This window comes from Pseudotamlana haliotis (assembly GCF_008806375.1).
GTDB lineage: Bacteria > Bacteroidota > Bacteroidia > Flavobacteriales > Flavobacteriaceae > Pseudotamlana > Pseudotamlana haliotis.
Map to the genome: position 1 here is coordinate 148,949 of NZ_WAAT01000051.1, position 18,007 is coordinate 166,955.

An 18,007-nucleotide genomic window follows, 5' to 3' on the forward strand; every position below is an offset into this window, starting at 1 on the left:
GGTCTTATAAACGTAATAGTAATTTTATAAAGGCGTTAGCGCCATTTACACCAAATTGTTGCACACGTCTGCTATAGGTGAAACTGCCGTTAATAGTATTGCTAGAATGGGTGTGCTCGTCTGGGTACACGTTAAAAATATTGTTGCAGCCTACTGTAGCATTTAAAAAGTTTGTAACACGATAGGTCACAAATAAATCGGTTACAAATTTCGGACTAAAAGTTTGGTCTCTGGTTTCTACCTTTCCAGTGTACTCATTAAGCTGCCAGTTATTAGGGTCGCCATCATCGGGGTGAAGATACTCTAAACTTCCAAAATAAGTACCCACTAAATTAAACTCAAAATGGTCAATTTCATATTGAAGGGATGAATTTACTTTAAAATTGGGTTGGGCCGATTCTACTCTAGAGCGTTCTTCGCGATTGAATAAATCGTCAATATCACCGTTCTCTACACTGTCTTCGTTAACGTTTGTTACGTTAGTTTTCATGTAGTTAGCAGCGATTCTACCGTTAAATAGGCCACTGCCTAGTTTGTCTTGATAGGTAAATGTGGCTTCTACACCATTGGTTTTAGAGTCAATGGCATTTACAAAAAACTGAGCGGTAGTCACGCCATAGGGTTCGAGTTGTGTAAGGTATCCTTTTCCAAAACCTCCCGATAGGATGATACGGTCTTTGATATTAATGTTGTAATAATCTAAAGCAAAGCTGTATTTATTATTGAATTTGGTGCTCCAACCCAGGCTAAAATGTTTTGAAAGTTCAGGAGTTAATTTATTTACTTTAAAAAGATCGGTAACTAAGGAGCTTTCGTGGTTGAAAGTTCCCACTTGACTAATATCGCCATCAAAGTATTGGGTGCTTATTTTTTGAAAATAAACCTGGTGTAAAGAAGGGGCTCTAAAGCCAGTAGAATAACTAGACCTGAAAGAGATATTTTTGTTGAGTAAATAGCGCCCCGACAGTTTCCAAACTGAATTTTCACCAAAATCATTGTTTGATTCAAAACGGTAAGCCGCTTTAAATAAGAGCGGTTCTAAAGGTCTTAATTCTAAGTCAAGGTATACCGAAGCATTTGATCTAATACGTTCCAATTCATCAGAAGGCTGTATACCAGGAAAAACCTGTGCACCAATAAGACGTGGGTGTTCATCGCCATTTTCGTCAATGTACGTAGCATCACCATTAATATAGGAAGCTTCTTCTCCGCTAATAATTTCATAACCTTCTACACGTAGTTCGCCTCCAAAAGCTACGCTTAAGCCTTCGAGGTAATCAAATTCTTTATCAATATCAATATTGGTGGTGTTCAATGAATATAGGTATCCGCCAGATTTAAACGTTTTGGGTGATCGTACCCCTAACGACGCGTTGTTAGAATTGCTAACAGTGAAATCAACAGTGTTATTGCCCATGGAATGGCTAAAATCTAAGTTCCAATCATTTTTTTCTCCACTAAGACCGATGGTCAGTGCATTATCTTGAATATTTGTGATGATTCTTGGTGAGAATCCGTTTGGGTGTAAAGCCTCTACCACACGATCAGGTTCATTAGGAAAACGGTAAAATCCTGCCGAATTGCCTTCTCTAGAATTTCGTCCGCCAAAAAAATACAGTTTTGCTTTTTTAAATACCGAAAGTTCACCGTTAACAGAAACGGCTGTGTTTCTAACGGCAGCACTACCAATTTCCATCACCTGCTGGTCGTTATAACCTGTTTTTCCGAAGAAATCATTTTGGGCTATCAATTGTGCGTCTATAGCGTCATCAGTACTGTAAATATTGCCTGTGTAATTACCAGCCCTATTGGTGGCTTTACGATCTCTAAATTCACCCGTGATATTGATGAAACCTGTATTTCCAATTTTGAATCCGAAATTTGCACCAAAATAACTGGTTACGCCATCGCCTTCAATATTAGTTTTTAACCTAGAATCGATTTTAATGATATCAGTTTGATTTTTAAGTACAATATTAATCACCCCAGCGATGGCATCTGATCCATACTGTGATGTAGCGCCATCTCTTAATATTTCTATGCGGTCTATTGATGATACAGGAATAGCGTTAAAATCGGTGCCCACAGTACCACGGCCAATAGTGCCGTTAATGTTTAGCATGGAGCTGGTATGGCGTCTTTTACCATTAATTAAAACCAAAACCTGATCAGGCCCTAGTCCACGTAAGGTGGCAGGATCAATATGATCGGTTCCATCTGAAATGGTTTGCGGTGTAGAATGAAAGGAAGGTGATAAATAATGTAATATTTCAGTGAGCTCAAAATGTGACGATTCACTAATTTCTTCGGGTGTTATGATTTCAATTGGTACTGTGGTTTCTAAGGCAGACTGTGGTCTAGACCGGGTTCCTAATGACACAGGTTCGTCTGCAGAAAATCCCGTTTCTAACATGAAATTTGCAATCAAATCATCACCTACATTTATGGTTACAGAAACACTTTTAGATTGGTACATGATAAAAGAAGCAGTTACTACATAGTCCCCCTCTTCTAAATTTAAGGTATAATTACCATCAATATTAGTGGTGGTTTGAATATTGCTGCCTTCAATAGAAATTAGGGCGCCAGGAAGTTTACCAAATTCATCTGTTACAGTTCCAGATAAAATTGCTCGGTTTTGAGCGTGTAAAAATTGCCCTGAGAGTAAACTTATTAAGGTTAGTAGGTGTAGACAAATTTTTATGGGCATGGGGTTGTTCAGTTAGTTCTGTAGAACTACATAAAAATCTTCAAGGGGGTAATTTGGTAGTGTATTGAATGGTTTTTATGAGGTTTTACAGGGTATTAGGTTTTCAATAATGTTATCTAAAATAGAGAGGGAAAGGGGTTTATTAATATAATTGGTTATTTCGTTTAAGGTTTGTGAGCGTTGTTTGTCTCTTGGGTTAGAAGAGGTAGTAAGCATAATAATTTTAATATCGTTTGTAAATGCCGTATCTAATTCGCGATACGCTTCAATAAACTCCCAGCCATTCATGGCGGGCATGTTAATATCTAGAAAAATAACATCAGGTTTTAAAGCCTCACCGGCTAATGCTTCATTTAAATAGTCTAAGGCCGCTTTACCGCTGTTTACTGAAATGATTTCGCCAAACTTATTATGTTTTTTTACAATTTTTTCATTGTAAAAACTTGTAAACTTATCGTCGTCTATCAGTAGTGTTGATGTTATTGATTTCATTAGAGGGATTAATTGTTATACAAGGATAATACCTTTTTTTTAAACTTTAAACTTATTGTTGTGAAGTATAGCCTTTTTTATGATTTTTAGAGGACAAAATAATAAAAAAGCTACAAGATGTTGTTGTCCCTAAGATTTTATTATGTTGTACCGCGTTAAAAAATGAATAAGTTTTGTTTCCTAAATTTCAGAATCGCAATATGCTACCTATATTTGTAATTCCAAAAATGAAAATATTTTAAGTGAGTAAATCTACCCTCTCTAAAACGTATTTACAGGCTTTGCAAACGCAAAATCTGCAAAATGCTATTGCCCAAACTGAAAGTAAAACACATCTAAAAGGACTTGTAGGGTCTGCATTTTCCTTTGTAATTTCAAGTGTTTTTAAGGAAGCTAAAAAGCCTTTTCTTTTAATTTTTGATGATAAAGAAGAAGCGGCTCACTATTTAAACGACCTAGAACAGCTTTGCGGCGAAAAAGATGTGCTGTTTTACCCAGGGAGTTACCGAAGACCTTATGATATTGAAGAAACCGATAATGCCAATGTGCTTTTACGAGCTGAGGTTTTAAATCGTATAAATTCTCAAAAAAAACCAGCGCTCATTGTTACTTATCCCGATGCCTTATTTGAGCAGGTAGTTACCCGAAAAGAGTTGGAACGCAATACCTTAAAAGTTGGGGTATATGACAATTTATCTATCGATTTTGTTAACGAAGTGCTTTTTGAATATAAATTCAAACGTGTTGATTTTGTTACCGAACCTGGTGAGTTTTCGGTGCGTGGTGGTATTGTTGATGTGTTCTCGTTTTCGCATGATGAACCCTATCGTATTGAGTTTTTTGGTGATGAGGTAGATAGTATCAGAACTTTTGATGTGGAATCTCAGCTTTCTGTTGAGCAGATTAAAAAAATTAATATTATTCCCAATGTAGCGAATAAATTAATGCAAGAGAGTCGTCAAAGTTTCTTAAAATATATGGCTCAGAAAACTATTGTGGGTATCAAAAATGCCGATTTGTTGTTTTCGAGAATTGATGATTTTTATGGGAAGGCCGAAGAAGCGTTCAAAACCCTTTCTGAAGATATTAAACACGCCAAACCTGAAGCCCTTTTCTGTGATTCTAAATTACTGAAACGTCAGCTTTTAGATTTTTCTATTATTGAATTTGGTAATTCTTTTGTGCTGTCTACCAATTCCAAGCCTTATACCACCATAAATTTTGAAACCACGCCACAACCATCTTTTAATAAGCAGTTTGATTTATTAATTGAAGACTTAAATACCAAGCACAACAAGGGCTACACCAATTATATTGCCTGTGTTAGCGAGCAACAGGCTAGGCGTTTTCATGATATTTTTGATGATGCCGAAGAAGAAGTGGCTTACCAAACCATTGTATTGTCTTTACACCAAGGTTTTATAGATCATGATAATAAAGTGGTATGCTATACCGATCATCAAATTTTTGAACGTTATCATAAATTTCAACTTAAAAACGGCTATGCTAAAAAGCAGGCCATCACTTTAAAAGAGCTAACAAATTTAGATATTGGCGATTATGTCACTCATATTGATCATGGTATTGGGCGTTTTGGGGGATTGCAAAAAATAGATGTTGAAGGCAAGAAGCAGGAAGCTATTAAATTAGTTTACGGCGAGCGTGATGTGTTGTATTTAAGCATTCACTCCTTACATAAAATCACGAAATTTAATGGTAAAGATGGCAAAGCGCCTAAGATTTATAAATTAGGAAGTACCGCTTGGAAAACCTTAAAACAGAAAACTAAAGCCCGTGTTAAACATGTCGCGTTTAACTTGATTAAACTTTACGCCAAGCGAAAAACCGAAAAGGGTTATCAATACAGACCCGATAGTTCAATGCAACATGAGTTAGAAGCTTCTTTCATTTATGAAGATACACCCGATCAAAGTACTGCAACTGCCGATATCAAATTGGATATGGAAAGCGAACGCCCAATGGACCGTTTGGTTTGTGGTGATGTGGGCTTTGGTAAAACCGAAGTCGCCATTCGAGCCGCTTTTAAAGCGGTAGATAACGGTAAACAAGTGGCCGTTTTGGTGCCAACCACCATTTTGGCCTACCAACATGCACGAACTTTTAAACAGCGTTTAAGGGATTTTCCAGTGACGGTTGATTATGTAAACCGCTTTAGAACGGCTAAAGAAAAACGTGAAACCCTTGAAAACCTAGAACAGGGGAAAGTAGATATCATCATTGGAACCCATCAATTGGTGAATAAAAGTGTAAAATTTAAAGATTTAGGCCTTCTTATTGTTGATGAAGAGCAGAAGTTTGGAGTTGCCGTAAAAGAAAAATTAAAAACCTTAAAGGATAATGTTGATGTGTTAACTTTAACCGCGACACCTATTCCTAGAACGCTTCAGTTTAGTCTTATGGCGGCTCGAGATTTATCGGTGATTACCACGCCACCACCAAACCGATACCCTATTGAAAGTCATGTGATTCGTTTTGAAGAAGAAACTATTAGAGACGCCGTGAGTTATGAAATTGAGCGTGGCGGACAAATATTCTTCATTCATAATCGTATTGAAAATATTAAAGAAGTGGCGGGTATGATTCAGCGTCTGGTGCCCGATGCTAAAATTGGAGTGGGGCATGGTCAAATGGAAGGTAAAAAACTTGAAGAACTTATGTTGGCCTTTATGGATGGGGCTTTTGATGTGCTCGTGAGTACCACGATTATCGAAAGCGGACTCGATGTGCCTAATGCCAATACCATTTTTATAAATAACGCTAATAATTTTGGCTTGAGTGATCTGCATCAAATGCGTGGTCGTGTGGGGCGTAGTAACAAAAAAGCCTTTTGCTATTTCATAACGCCTGAATATTCAGCAATGACCGAAGATGCTAGAAAAAGAATTACGGCTTTAGAGCAGTTTACTGAATTGGGCAGCGGATTTAATATCGCCATGAAAGACCTTGAAATTCGTGGTGCTGGAGATTTACTTGGTGGCGAGCAAAGTGGTTTTATGAATGATATTGGTTTTGATACCTATCAGAAAATTTTAAACGAAGCCATTGAAGAGCTTAAAGAAAATGAATTTAAGGATTTATATGATGAACCCGAAGAAGATAAAATCTATGTGAAAGATGTCACCATCGACACCGATTTCTCTCTGCTTTTTCCAGATGATTATGTGAATAATATTGCTGAAAGATTAAATTTATATACGCAGCTAAATAATTTAAAATCAGAAGATGAATTACATATCTTTGAGAAGGATTTAATAGATCGATTTGGTGAGTTACCAACGCAGGTTGTTGATTTATTAAATAGCGTAAAAATAAAGTGGTTGGCGACTAAAATAGGCTTTGAAAAAATCATTATGAAGCAAGGGAAGCTAATCGGTTATTTTATCAACGATCAACAAAGTCGATTCTATCAAAGTCCGAGTTTTACTAAAGTGTTGCAGTTTGTGCAAACACATCCAAACGCTTGTAAGATGAAAGAAAAACAAACCCGAAACGGTTTACGACTAATGATTACGTTTGACAAAATTAAAACGGTAAAACAAGCCTTAGAAGCCTTAAAACCTATTGTGGAATAAAATAGTGTTTCATTTCAAACAGGTTCGCGTCATCCTGAACGCGTTTCAGCGTTGCTAAACAAAATTATCAGTTGATTACAGGCTAAAAAATAGTAAAAGACTGAAACGGATAAATTAAAGACAAGTGTTTTACGAATATGAATGTCATTATTAAAATATTTAAAAAGATAATAAATAATAAAAAAATGATTTTAGCTTTTATATTTCTTATTGTCTTTCTTCAAAAATGTACCGTAATAAATATAACATCATCATCATTATTTAAAAAAAAGGCGTATAATAATTATACTTATTTGCATGAAGGCGTAAAAAATGATCATTCAGAAATAGTAAAAATTTCTAAATACCCATACAACTCAATTATGTATGATGATAAAGAAAATTATTTTATAATTTATGGAGATTATGACATTCGTAAAATAAATAGTAAAGGGGTTGAGGAGTTTTTCATATCTAGTACCGGTGATGTAAGTTATGCTAATTCAGGTTGGTTTGTTTTTACAAAAAATATGGTATATGATTTGTCTAAAACACCAGTAACAAAAACTAAGATAAATAATATAATACATGCTTCTGGTGAGCAATTAGAATTAGATGGATTTTTAAATTTATTGAATCAGTATTATCAAAAGGCTCATACGGTTATATATGCTGAAGAAACTTCTGCAGACAAAAATCATAAGGTATATCTAAAAACAGAAAATGAATGGATGGGTATCTATATATCTAAATTAGAGTCTTCTGGAGTAAATTTTTATCATGACGGGGAAATATTGCAAAAATTTCCAGAAAAATTTCAACGACTAATTTATCTTAAAAATCCCGTAAATAATGTGTATTCATCACGTTCTTCAGGTAGTGAAACGTTCTCTTCTTATCCTGATGTTTTAAGATTGACTAAGGAGGAGGACATGGAGTATCCTGATAATAAAAAGATAGATATTTCTTTTTATCAAAAAGAAGAAACATTAGGTGTAATAGCATACACAAGTATACCTACTTCATTTAAAGGAACAGCTTATTTTAATTTAAAAATAGGCGACCAGAGGTATCGTTTTAAAGAAATGGGGTCTAATAGAATAGGTCTTTTCTCTAAAGTTAATCACGATTTATCGTACTATTCACTTCCTAAACAATATTTAAAAAAATCGGAAGTTAGTTTTTTAAAGGTCTTTTCTCCTTCAAGTAAGCTTAAAACAAAAAGTGAAGGGTTATACGTTGTAAGACCGATAAATATTCAAAAACCAGAAAAATCAAATCAAATAAACTAAGATCATTATTTTGAAATCATTACTTTTTTTAGCCCTCATTTTTCCCTCAGTACTTTTAGGTCAGCATACCATAAAAGGGGTGTTTACTCCCGCAGAAGATTATAATATTGTCTTATTGTATAAGGTTACACCAACCATTTCGGAGTATGTGACTAGTGAAGAAGTTCAAAAAGATGGCAGTTTTAGGTTTCAGTTAGATTCAACAGCCACAAAAGGGATGTATCGCTTGGTTTATGCAATCCCTCAAGAAGATTTTAATTTTGATGTCATTTACAATAAGAAAGAAGATATTGAGCTTAAATTTAATTCAGAAACTGGTGTAAAATTTGTAAAATCTAACGAAAATAAATTATTAGCTTCTTATCACAACAGCATGGCCATGGTGATTCAAAGCATCACGAATTATTATAAAAGTGAAGCCAAAGATACCACGGCGTTAAAGGCCATTTTTAAAACCCAAAAGGATACCCAATTAAACTTTGAAAAGGCCGCTAAAAACACCCTCGCACATCAATTTATAAAAGCCAATGCCCCCTATATTCCTACTAAAGCCCTGTCAGCAGAAAAGTATATTGGGCAATTAAAAGCGCATTATTTTGACTACGTTGACTTTAATAATCCAACACTTCAAAGTTCAAGTTTTCTTGAAGAAAAAATGCTGAGTTATGTATTTGGAATCACTACCCCAGGCCTCAATGACATTGCAAACTACAAAGCCAATATCGATGTGTTTTGTAAAGCAATGAAGGATGCATCTCAAGAAATTAAACGCATGCTTTTATTTGATTTGTGGCAGGAAATGGTAGATTTAAAACAAGAAGTTGTCGCCAATTATATTTCTGAAAAGTATTTGATAACTATTGCTACAGGCTTGAAAGATGAAGAGCTCGTGCAAGCCTTAACCTTGTATAGGAATATTTCCAACGGAAAAAAAGCGCCCGATTTCGCAATAACCATAGGTGAAAAGGATAAAAAAGTAAACACCAAATTAAGCGCCTTAACTGGTGCCGAAAATTATCTTATCGTTTTTTGGAGTAGCACTTGTTCACATTGTTTAGATGAGATCCCACAGTTGAAAACTTTTGTAGATACCTTAGAAAAAGGTACTGTTAAAGTAATAGCTTTTGGTTTAGAAGAGGAAGCCGATTTAAACAACTGGAAAAAAGTTATCGCTGATTATCCAGAATTTATTCACGTTTTCGGAAATGGAAGATGGGGAAATAAGGTGGCTCATAGCTACGGCGTAATCAGTACACCAACATATTTTGTACTTAATAAAAACAAAAAAATTGTTGAGAAACCTGAGCATATTGAAGATGTTGAGATGTTTTTTGAATAGTTGTCTAGCTTGTATCTAGTTGGTTTTTTTAGCCCTTTAGGTTCATTTTTTTTCCTCCTGTATGTCAAAATGACTTCATGCGCTGCTACCTTCTCAACTGTTCTCGAAAACCGTTAATATGCATAACTAGAACCGGTGTTCGAGCGGAGTCGAGAACAAAATACACCAGAAAAAAAGAACTTCCGTTTGTTTAAAATTGATATTCAATTGAAAGAAATAGCGTATGCGTTTATAATTATAATCAGACTTCTCGACTCCGCTCGAAGACCGTTTTAAAGTTGATTATTACATTTTTGTATGTTGTAATAAGACTTTTTATTTCGCTACCTTCTCTATTGTTCTCGAAGACCGTTAATATACATGATTGTAAGCGGTGTTCGAGCGGAGTCGAGAACCATTAACGGTTAAACAAATAAACGTATAAACGAATTAGTAAAGACTTCCGTCTTCTGTCAAATTTATTAATTCTTATAATTGGTATTACCTATTCAGAAACAATCACTTTCTTAGAAACTTCGGCCTCATTGGTATTCACTGTAAAAACATACATGCCAGTGGCTAGTTGTGTTGGTATTCTAATGATTTTATCGGAAGTATGAACTTGGGTTTCAAAGACCACTTGCCCGAGCATGTTAACGGCTTTGAGGCTTTCAATGTTCTTGGCATTAGGATTGCTAATGATGAGATTAGCATCTTGTTTGCTGTAGTACAACTCGAGATTTAGCTGAGTGGCTTCGTTTATATCTAAGGTTGAATCTTTAGAAAAAGCGATTTCAAAACGATCGTGAATTTCACCAGCAGCAACATTTACTAAAAACGAACTAGCACGTAAATCATGATACGTATCGTAATCTTTTAAGTAAACTTCTACATCGTTTGGCACGTTTTCTAAAGCCGCAATATTTATTTCAACTAAACCACCCGATTTAGTTTTTACCGTTAATGGTAAAACGGTTTGTTTGGTGATGGTATCAATACCTTGAATGACGTATTTTTCGTTTTCAATCTCCCAATACATATCTTCAACAATAAGACCGTCTTCACCAATGGCCCCATCATAACCCCAATCTTTTCCTATAGTTGCGTTTTTATCAACGGTAGTTAATAACTGACGTAAGTAGCCTTTAGGTGATTTGTAATTCAATCTGATTTTTGGTCTCAGGTCTGCAGTTGTTGTTTTGGCTTCAGCTTCAGCGTCTTTTTTACTAGCACTTTTCATGAAAACGGAATTTGTTCCTTCTTTTTCAAAAACACGTTGCCCATTATTAAACGTTATTGTTGTTTCTGTTTGTCCAGATTTTGCTTTCACAAAAAAGCCTTGTCCAACAGGTATGTATTGTTGTGGTGTTTTTGTTGAATCCTTTCCTGTGTCATTCCCGTCAGTCGTAGGTGTATAACCATTAAGAATATCTGCAGGAGATCCTACAGAACCCGAAAGGTTATACATTCCATAACCACCTTCGTATTCTTTTAAGTAATGTGACCCACCACCATGATGATCCCAAAAATATAGGGTTCCGTCAATAGTATTTTGGTTATCGGTTAAAAAGGTGTTTGCATCTAAAGCAGATGGGTAGGGGTTACCTACTAAATATTCGTTTCCAGAATCTAGAGTCAACGTGTACTCCCCATTATTAGGAATCCCTTTAAAAGTATAATTTTCTTCATCGGTAACGGCTTTACTAGCACTTGTCCCCTTCATGCTATAGCCTTGACCAACCTTTAAACTACCGGTGTTTCCAACGTGTTTCCAAGCATAATAATTGTCTACTGCTGCATTTTCAAATTTGTATAACCAATACGAAGCAATTTTCATAGCTCCTGCTGCATCACTTCCATTATAACCTCCAACGTAAGTAATGTCTATAGGTGCAGAATTTCCATCAGAGCCATCTTTTAATATACCACCAACAGTATATTGCTTGCTGCCTGTATTAACTGGTGACGACCAATAATTATAGGTATATAAATTGGCTGTACCTTGTTGGTCGCGTTCTAGAGTACCCGTACCTGCTCCGAGTGTACTGTCTTCGGTTTGTATAAGTTGTGATTCGCCTTGTAAATCGATAATTCCATTATCGTCAATATTTAAGTACCACGAGTTGTAAATGCCTTTATCGCCCTCAACCGATAATTTTTTATCACGATCTACTATAATACCAACCGAGCCTTGGGTGTCGTAACCACCATCCATAACTAGGTTTTGTTTTACATGAATAATAGATGCACCATCTGGATTATCCATTTTGGTAGTAATATCCCAAACATCGCCGTGTAGCCAGGTGTTTGGATCGCTCCAATCGCCGCCAATGTTTGTTGTTTCGTATGGTAGCGGTGCGGTTTGAGGGTATATGTTTTTGGCATTGTATATTGTTGCTCTAGTAGAACTAGGATTAGTGATATCAATTAATTTATCGTCAAGATAGGTATCCATTTTATAATAACGAATCAAACTACTGCCCAAATCGGAAGCGATATCTAACGGAATAATTCTACCACTATTAAAATTATTGGTATCATCTAACTCTTGATATACCATACGCTTTAATTCGGTTTCGGTAAGTGCTCTATTAAAAACGCGTACTTCATCGATTTCACCTTGTAGATGAGTTGAATTATGAGATGGTGAATGACCTAGTACAAAATGTATACCGTCATTGTCTATTGAGGCGTCCGTCATTGGTATTTTCTTTTTTAACTCACCATTTAAAAAGAAAGCTAGACTATCTGCAGTTTTATAAGTACATGCCAAATGTGTCCATTCCCCCTTCTGCATAGGCTCTATGTCAATCAGTTTATCTTTATTAACATCTGAAATGATCCTACCAGAAGAGTAAAAAAAGTTAATATTTAGTTGGCCCATTATAAATTGCTTTGTCGTTGTTGAAGTAGGGTCTATTTTCACCCAGCACATCATGGTACCTTCTCTTGTGTTATCTAAAAATGGTGATTCTTCTACATAATCGTTTATGCCATCAAAGTATAGGCTGTAGCTGTGGTTTAAATTCCTTGGAGAGCCAAAATTGCTATGATCCGTGTCAAAGACGTCTAAAAGGCCATCGCTGTCTGTATCTTTATTGTCATCTATGGTGCCATCTTTGGGAGAAGAAGTGTCGAGATGGGCATAAATTTCTGGAATATCAAAATTAGTGCCATCAGATTTAACGTTTAAATAATCTGGAGTTCCTGGTGTTGTTTCTATAGGATCTGTATAGCCATTTAGTCCAAAACCATAAAAATTATCGATAGTGTCAAGTGCACCATCGCCATCTGTATCAGGGCCATCTCCAGCACCGTCTCCGGTAACGTCTATTTCGCCTAGCCCATCGTATTCATAGTCATCAAATACACCATCGTTGTCTGAATCTAAATCTAGATAATTGGGTACGCCATCACCATCAAAATCTAGTAATGTAGCACCTGTAGGGTAACTATCATGTACACCATCATTATTAGCATCATCCCAATCTGAATTACCATAAAGAGTACCGTCGTTATCATCATCAGAAAGTCCTAATTCTACCAAAGTTGGTATACCATCGTTATCATCATCAATATCTAAAACATCAGCCACGCCATCGCCATCAGAGTCGCAAAAAAGTTGTTCTACTCTAATATCGTCAATGGCAAGATCATTGCCTAAGCCACCAGTCGCAAGATTACTTAATCTTACGGTAAAAGCAGAGATAGTAGGTTTAAAGATAAGTTTGTTAATTACCCAACCTTCAATGTCGGATGCTACTATGGGAGCAGTTTGGTGTGATTCAATAACTGTAAAACCGTTAGGGTCTACGATTTCCATTAAAATTTCTGGTTTACTTCTAGAAGGATCATCCACACGATCTAAATTAATAGCCGCAAAACTATAGGTCACCTCAACACCTGGTGTTACCCCTGTGATTTGATTTTCATAAAATACACCACCAGCTTGATCTTCTGCATTGAAAATGGCCATTCTACCATTGGTGTCATCAGGCGGCGTGTGGTCCTTACCCTTATACCAATATTTATCTGCCCAGTGTGCTATGTCTTGTGCGTTTTGATAAACGGTATAACTACCATCATTAACGTCTCCACTAGCGGCATATTGATAGGTTGTACTCGCGTCAGCAAAATTAGCGTCTATCTCCACGCGGTCTGTTCCAGTTCCAAAAGTTTCATATAAAAACACAGTTTTAGCAAGAGATGCATGGGGGTTTGATTGACAGTTACTGTTTTCAATTTCATCTAAAATCCCATCATTATCATCATCTATATCGATGTTATCGGTAATGCCATCACCATCGGTATCTGGATAGACTGTTGGGTCTGGTACTGGTACTGGATTTGTACTTATTCCTCGTCCTTCAATTAAAAAGGTGTAGGGGCTTTTTATAGGGTCATCGTTTTGTACAATAACCGTTGCTTGTTTTAGTCCAGTAGAGGTTGGGGTGAAGGTGATTTCAAAAGTTGCAGTTTTGTTACCGGCTAGTGTCGTTTTTTTTGTTGGTTGGGCTGTTATTGTAAAATCACTAGTTGCTCCAGATAAACTTATAGGGTTTTCAGGAAGTTCTATATTCCCATTTCCTGTGTTTGAAATACTAAACGTTTTAAGCAGGCTACCTGTAACGGCATCTGTGCTTCCAAAATTGGTGTTATTCGTACTGCTTGTAGTTGTAGATCCGTTGGAAATGCTATTATTATTTCCTGTGATTACTAGGCTTGGTGAGTTTTTTGCGTAAATGTTTACGAAGTAGTCTTCGAATTCTTGAGTAGTTTTAAGTTCACCACATCCATTATGCTGCAACCAATTGTCCTGCTCAATTGCTACTCTCATAACTGTAGTGCCTACTAAAACATTATCTGGTACTGTAAACTTAATACTATTACTTGTGCTTTGAACATAGGTCAGTTCATTGGATATATTAAACTTACCATCTTGGTTATAATCAATAAATATACCTGCTGATTGGGGTGAGCCTTCTGTTGTTAAGTAAATCGTATAAGTCTTGCCCATTTGCATATCTGCGGAAGGCGTGTTTAAATAATTGCCATATCCACCGTCGTCTCCAGAAGGATTACTAATACTTGAGTTTTCTCCTGTTAAAGAAACATTCTTTATATAAACAATGCCATAAGAATTTGAAACTGGCGTACATGCCCCTAAATTAACAGCGATATTAACTGTTGCCGTATCACAATTACCCTGGCTATCACAAATTGAATAGGTAAAACTATCGTTTCCAACATAGTCGGTATTTGGTACGTATTCAAAGATGCCATCACCATCAATAGCGGTAGATTCAATAACTTGACCATAAGTAGGGTTAGTTGCAATACTAAAATCATCACCATCTCCTCGCTCAATACTGATATTGTCATTTGCGCCTACATTAATTTGATTGCTAGTACCACTTGAGTTTTTTTCTAAAAGAAGTTCGTCATCAAATGCTTCAGGCGTATTAGGAAAGTCGAAGTTTAATGTGTAATCTTCAATTTCTAATATAGATGTCTGTGATTGGTTGTGAATATCATTATTAGTAAAATCGCAAGGTTGGGATGGAACTACATTACAATGATCACAGGTATAATAAAAAGCTACAACACGTAAAGTTGCTGAAGATAGTGTTGTGGGAGCGATCGTGATGGTCCCTGAGAAATTCGTAGTAACTGCTGGTGCGCCAGAGTCGTATACTTGTGTGAAATTACCCGAACTATCATCTGTCATCCAAATAACAATTTTTACCTTTTTATTATTGTTTTGATTGGTAACCATAAAGTCGTATCCCGACCCCGAAGTTACATTAACACTTTGTGTTGAAAAGTAATTGGTATAACCCTCATTTATGTCATTGTAAGGAGGATTACTTTCATTAATTATTGAAGATTGGCTATCTCCAGTAATTTTAAACTTTGTTATACCAAGTCCGTACTCTATATTATAATCACTAGGCACACACTGCCCATAAACAAAATAAACATTAACCAATAAAAATAAAGGCATAAAAAAAGCCTTCAATATAAACGTATAAGATTTTTTCATAATACTTTGAGAGAGTGTTAGAGAGCGCTATTAATCTTTTATTTTCTATTTAAACTGCTAACAATAAATAATTTGCAAAATAAAGTTTTATAATGGAATGCATATAATGTTGTGGGTTTTATTCGATAAATGGAATGTTTTTTCTAAAATTTAACATTTTTAGTAGTGTTATGTGTGCATAAAATGTGAATTAGGTAGGAAATAATTTTTTTAAACGTAGGTTTATACGTTCAATTTTGTTGGAATACCATTAGATTTGAGTGTGATAATACCCGTTTTATGAGTATTCAGGTTAAAAATAAATGTATATTTGATTTACCCAAATCTTTAAAAAATATGAAAACCACCTTTTTAAAACCTTGGTTCGCCTTGGTTTGCATGACCATGCTAATTTTTAGTACCGCTTGTTCTTCAAGTGATGACTCCAATGGTAACCAAGGAGACGAGAAAAAAACGCTAAGCACACAATTATTAAATGGTTTAAACGATCACCGATTGAGTTTAGGACTTGACGCATTAATTTTACATGACTATGCCAGTACTTTAGCGCAGGAGCATAGTGAATACATGGCAGAAGCAGGTAAAATGAGTTATGATAATTCTTATGAACGTGCCGAGTTAATGTTTAAAGCAGAAAGTCCGAGTAAGATGTCTGAAAGTGCGGCATGGAAATACAATACTGCCGAAGAGGCTGTAGCAGCCATGTTAAATGCCTCAGAGCATAAAAACAACATTGAAGCTGATTTTACTCATATCGGCATTGGTACGAGTAAAAGTGACGCTGGTATTTATTTTTATTCTTTGATTTTTTTGAGAAAGTAACGTTTAGTACGTAGTTATCAATATTCTAAAATCTGTTTCACTGATTAAGGTGTAACAGATTTTTTTGCTTAAAGCAGATACCATGGCTTATTAACCTGATTACTATTTTTAATCTTACCTTAGTAGAAATAGTAGTTATAATTGGTGTTAGACATCTAATTTAGTAAACCATGAGCAAAAATATATTAGATTTTGGTATAGATGAAGCCCTTAAAACTTTAGGGATTTCATCTGAAAACCCAGGAACTTCTACCGGGGTAAAACAGTTTTCAAGCGGCAGTATGATTTCTAGTTGGTCTCCCGTAAACGGAAAATTAATCGCGAAGGTGAAAAGTACCACCAAGGCTGATTATGCTCTAGTTATGGATACAGCGACTGAAGCTTTTAAAACCTGGCGGAAGGTACCGGCGCCACAGCGCGGCGAGGTCGTACGTCAGTTTGCCGATAAATTACGAGAAAAAAAGGAAGCGCTAGGTAAATTGGTATCTTTTGAAATGGGTAAAAGTTACCAAGAAGGTTTGGGTGAAGTTCAGGAAATGATTGACATCTGCGATTTTGCGGTAGGGCTTTCACGTCAGCTGCACGGCCTCACCATGCACAGTGAGCGTCCGGGACATCGCATGTATGAGCAGTACCATTCGCTTGGCGTGGTGGGTATTATTTCAGCCTTTAATTTTCCAGTAGCCGTTTGGGCTTGGAATACCGCTTTGGCTTGGGTGTGTGGTGATGTTTGCGTGTGGAAACCTTCCGAAAAAACACCACTTTGCGGTGTTGCGTGTCAGAATATAGCAGCCGAAGTTTTTGCCGAAAACAATCTACCCGAAGGTATTTCTTGTTTAATTAATGGTGATGCTCAAGTGGGCGCTTTAATGACTAAAGATACTCGAATCCCGTTAATTTCAGCAACCGGCTCTACAAAAATGGGTAAAACCGTAGCCCAAGAAGTAGCGGCAAGATTAGGAAAAAGTTTATTAGAACTTGGTGGTAATAATGCTATTATTGTAACGCCGGATGCTGATATAAAAATGACGGTTATTGGGGCTATTTTTGGTGCGGTGGGTACTGCTGGGCAACGTTGTACTTCTACACGCCGATTAATCATTCATGAATCCATTTACGATAAAGTCATCGCTGCCGTTGTTAAGGCTTGCAAGCAACTGCGTATAGGAAATCCTTTAGATGAAAACAATCATGTGGGGCCCATTATAGATGCCGATGCTGTAAAAATGTACACCAAAGCCTTAAAAGACGTCGTAGAAGAAGGCGGTCGTGTGCTTGTTGAAGGGGGTGTGATTTCAGGCGAAGGTTTTGAAAGTGGGTGTTACGTGAAGCCCGCTATTGTTGCTGTAGAACCACATTTTAAAATGGTGCAGCAAGAAACATTTGCACCTATATTATATGTGATGACCTATACTGGTGCTGTTGAAAATGCTTTAGAAATTCAAAATAGCGTAGCACAAGGACTAAGTTCTGCGATTATGACTAATAATTTACGTGAAGCCGAACGTTTTCTGTCGGTTGAAGGTTCCGATTGCGGAATCGCTAATGTGAATATTGGGACTTCAGGTGCCGAAATAGGCGGGGCTTTTGGTGGTGAAAAAGAAACCGGCGGCGGTCGCGAATCAGGTTCAGATGCGTGGAAAATCTATATGCGCCGACAAACCAATACCATTAATTACAGCGCCGAGTTGCCTTTGGCACAGGGGATTATCTTTGATATGGATTGAATGGTTTATACGCTTAATCGTGGTTAGAAAT

At 36.3% G+C, this 18,007-nt stretch carries 8 protein-coding genes; 5 read left to right on the top strand and 3 right to left on the bottom strand.

Translation table 11 applies throughout. The features are described from left to right. Positions 1–4: 4 nt before the first annotated feature. Both F6U93_RS13640 and F6U93_RS13645 read right to left on the bottom strand, forming a co-directional pair. Positions 5–2,710: a TonB-dependent receptor gene (locus F6U93_RS13640; RefSeq protein WP_150940781.1), complete on the bottom strand. Its 2,706-nt coding sequence runs from the start codon at positions 2,708–2,710 to the stop codon at positions 5–7. 75 nt (positions 2,711–2,785) lie between these two features. Next, entirely contained in the window at positions 2,786–3,202 is a 417-nt protein-coding gene (locus F6U93_RS13645; protein ID WP_150940783.1) for a response regulator, read from the bottom strand. 242 nt (positions 3,203–3,444) lie between these two features. Between F6U93_RS13645 and mfd the strand changes: the two genes are divergently transcribed. The 3 genes from mfd to F6U93_RS13660 all read left to right on the top strand — a co-directional run bounded on the left by mfd (position 3,445) and on the right by F6U93_RS13660 (position 9,405). Then, entirely contained in the window at positions 3,445–6,795 is a 3,351-nt protein-coding gene (mfd, locus tag F6U93_RS13650; RefSeq protein WP_150940784.1) for a transcription-repair coupling factor, read from the top strand. 137 nt (positions 6,796–6,932) lie between these two features. Beyond that, positions 6,933–8,066: a hypothetical protein gene (locus tag F6U93_RS13655; RefSeq protein ID WP_150940785.1), complete on the top strand. Its 1,134-nt coding sequence runs from the start codon at positions 6,933–6,935 to the stop codon at positions 8,064–8,066. Positions 8,067–8,076: 10 nt separating this feature from the next. After that, positions 8,077–9,405 (top strand): TlpA family protein disulfide reductase, encoded by a 1,329-nt coding sequence (locus F6U93_RS13660; RefSeq protein ID WP_150940786.1) that lies wholly within the window; start codon positions 8,077–8,079, stop codon positions 9,403–9,405. 484 nt (positions 9,406–9,889) lie between these two features. Here F6U93_RS13660 and F6U93_RS13665 read toward each other — a convergent pair whose 3' ends face one another. Next, positions 9,890–15,388: a LamG-like jellyroll fold domain-containing protein gene (locus tag F6U93_RS13665; protein WP_191963522.1), complete on the bottom strand. Its 5,499-nt coding sequence runs from the start codon at positions 15,386–15,388 to the stop codon at positions 9,890–9,892. Between the two features lie 375 nt (positions 15,389–15,763). Here F6U93_RS13665 and F6U93_RS13670 point away from each other — a divergent pair, with 375 nt between their 5' ends. Continuing rightward, positions 15,764–16,249 (top strand): CAP domain-containing protein, encoded by a 486-nt coding sequence (locus F6U93_RS13670; RefSeq protein ID WP_191963523.1) that lies wholly within the window; start codon positions 15,764–15,766, stop codon positions 16,247–16,249. A gap of 170 nt (positions 16,250–16,419) precedes the next feature. After that, positions 16,420–17,976, top strand: a complete 1,557-nt coding sequence (gene amaB, locus F6U93_RS13675; protein ID WP_150940789.1) for an L-piperidine-6-carboxylate dehydrogenase — start codon at positions 16,420–16,422, stop codon at positions 17,974–17,976. Positions 17,977–18,007 lie beyond the last annotated feature (31 nt).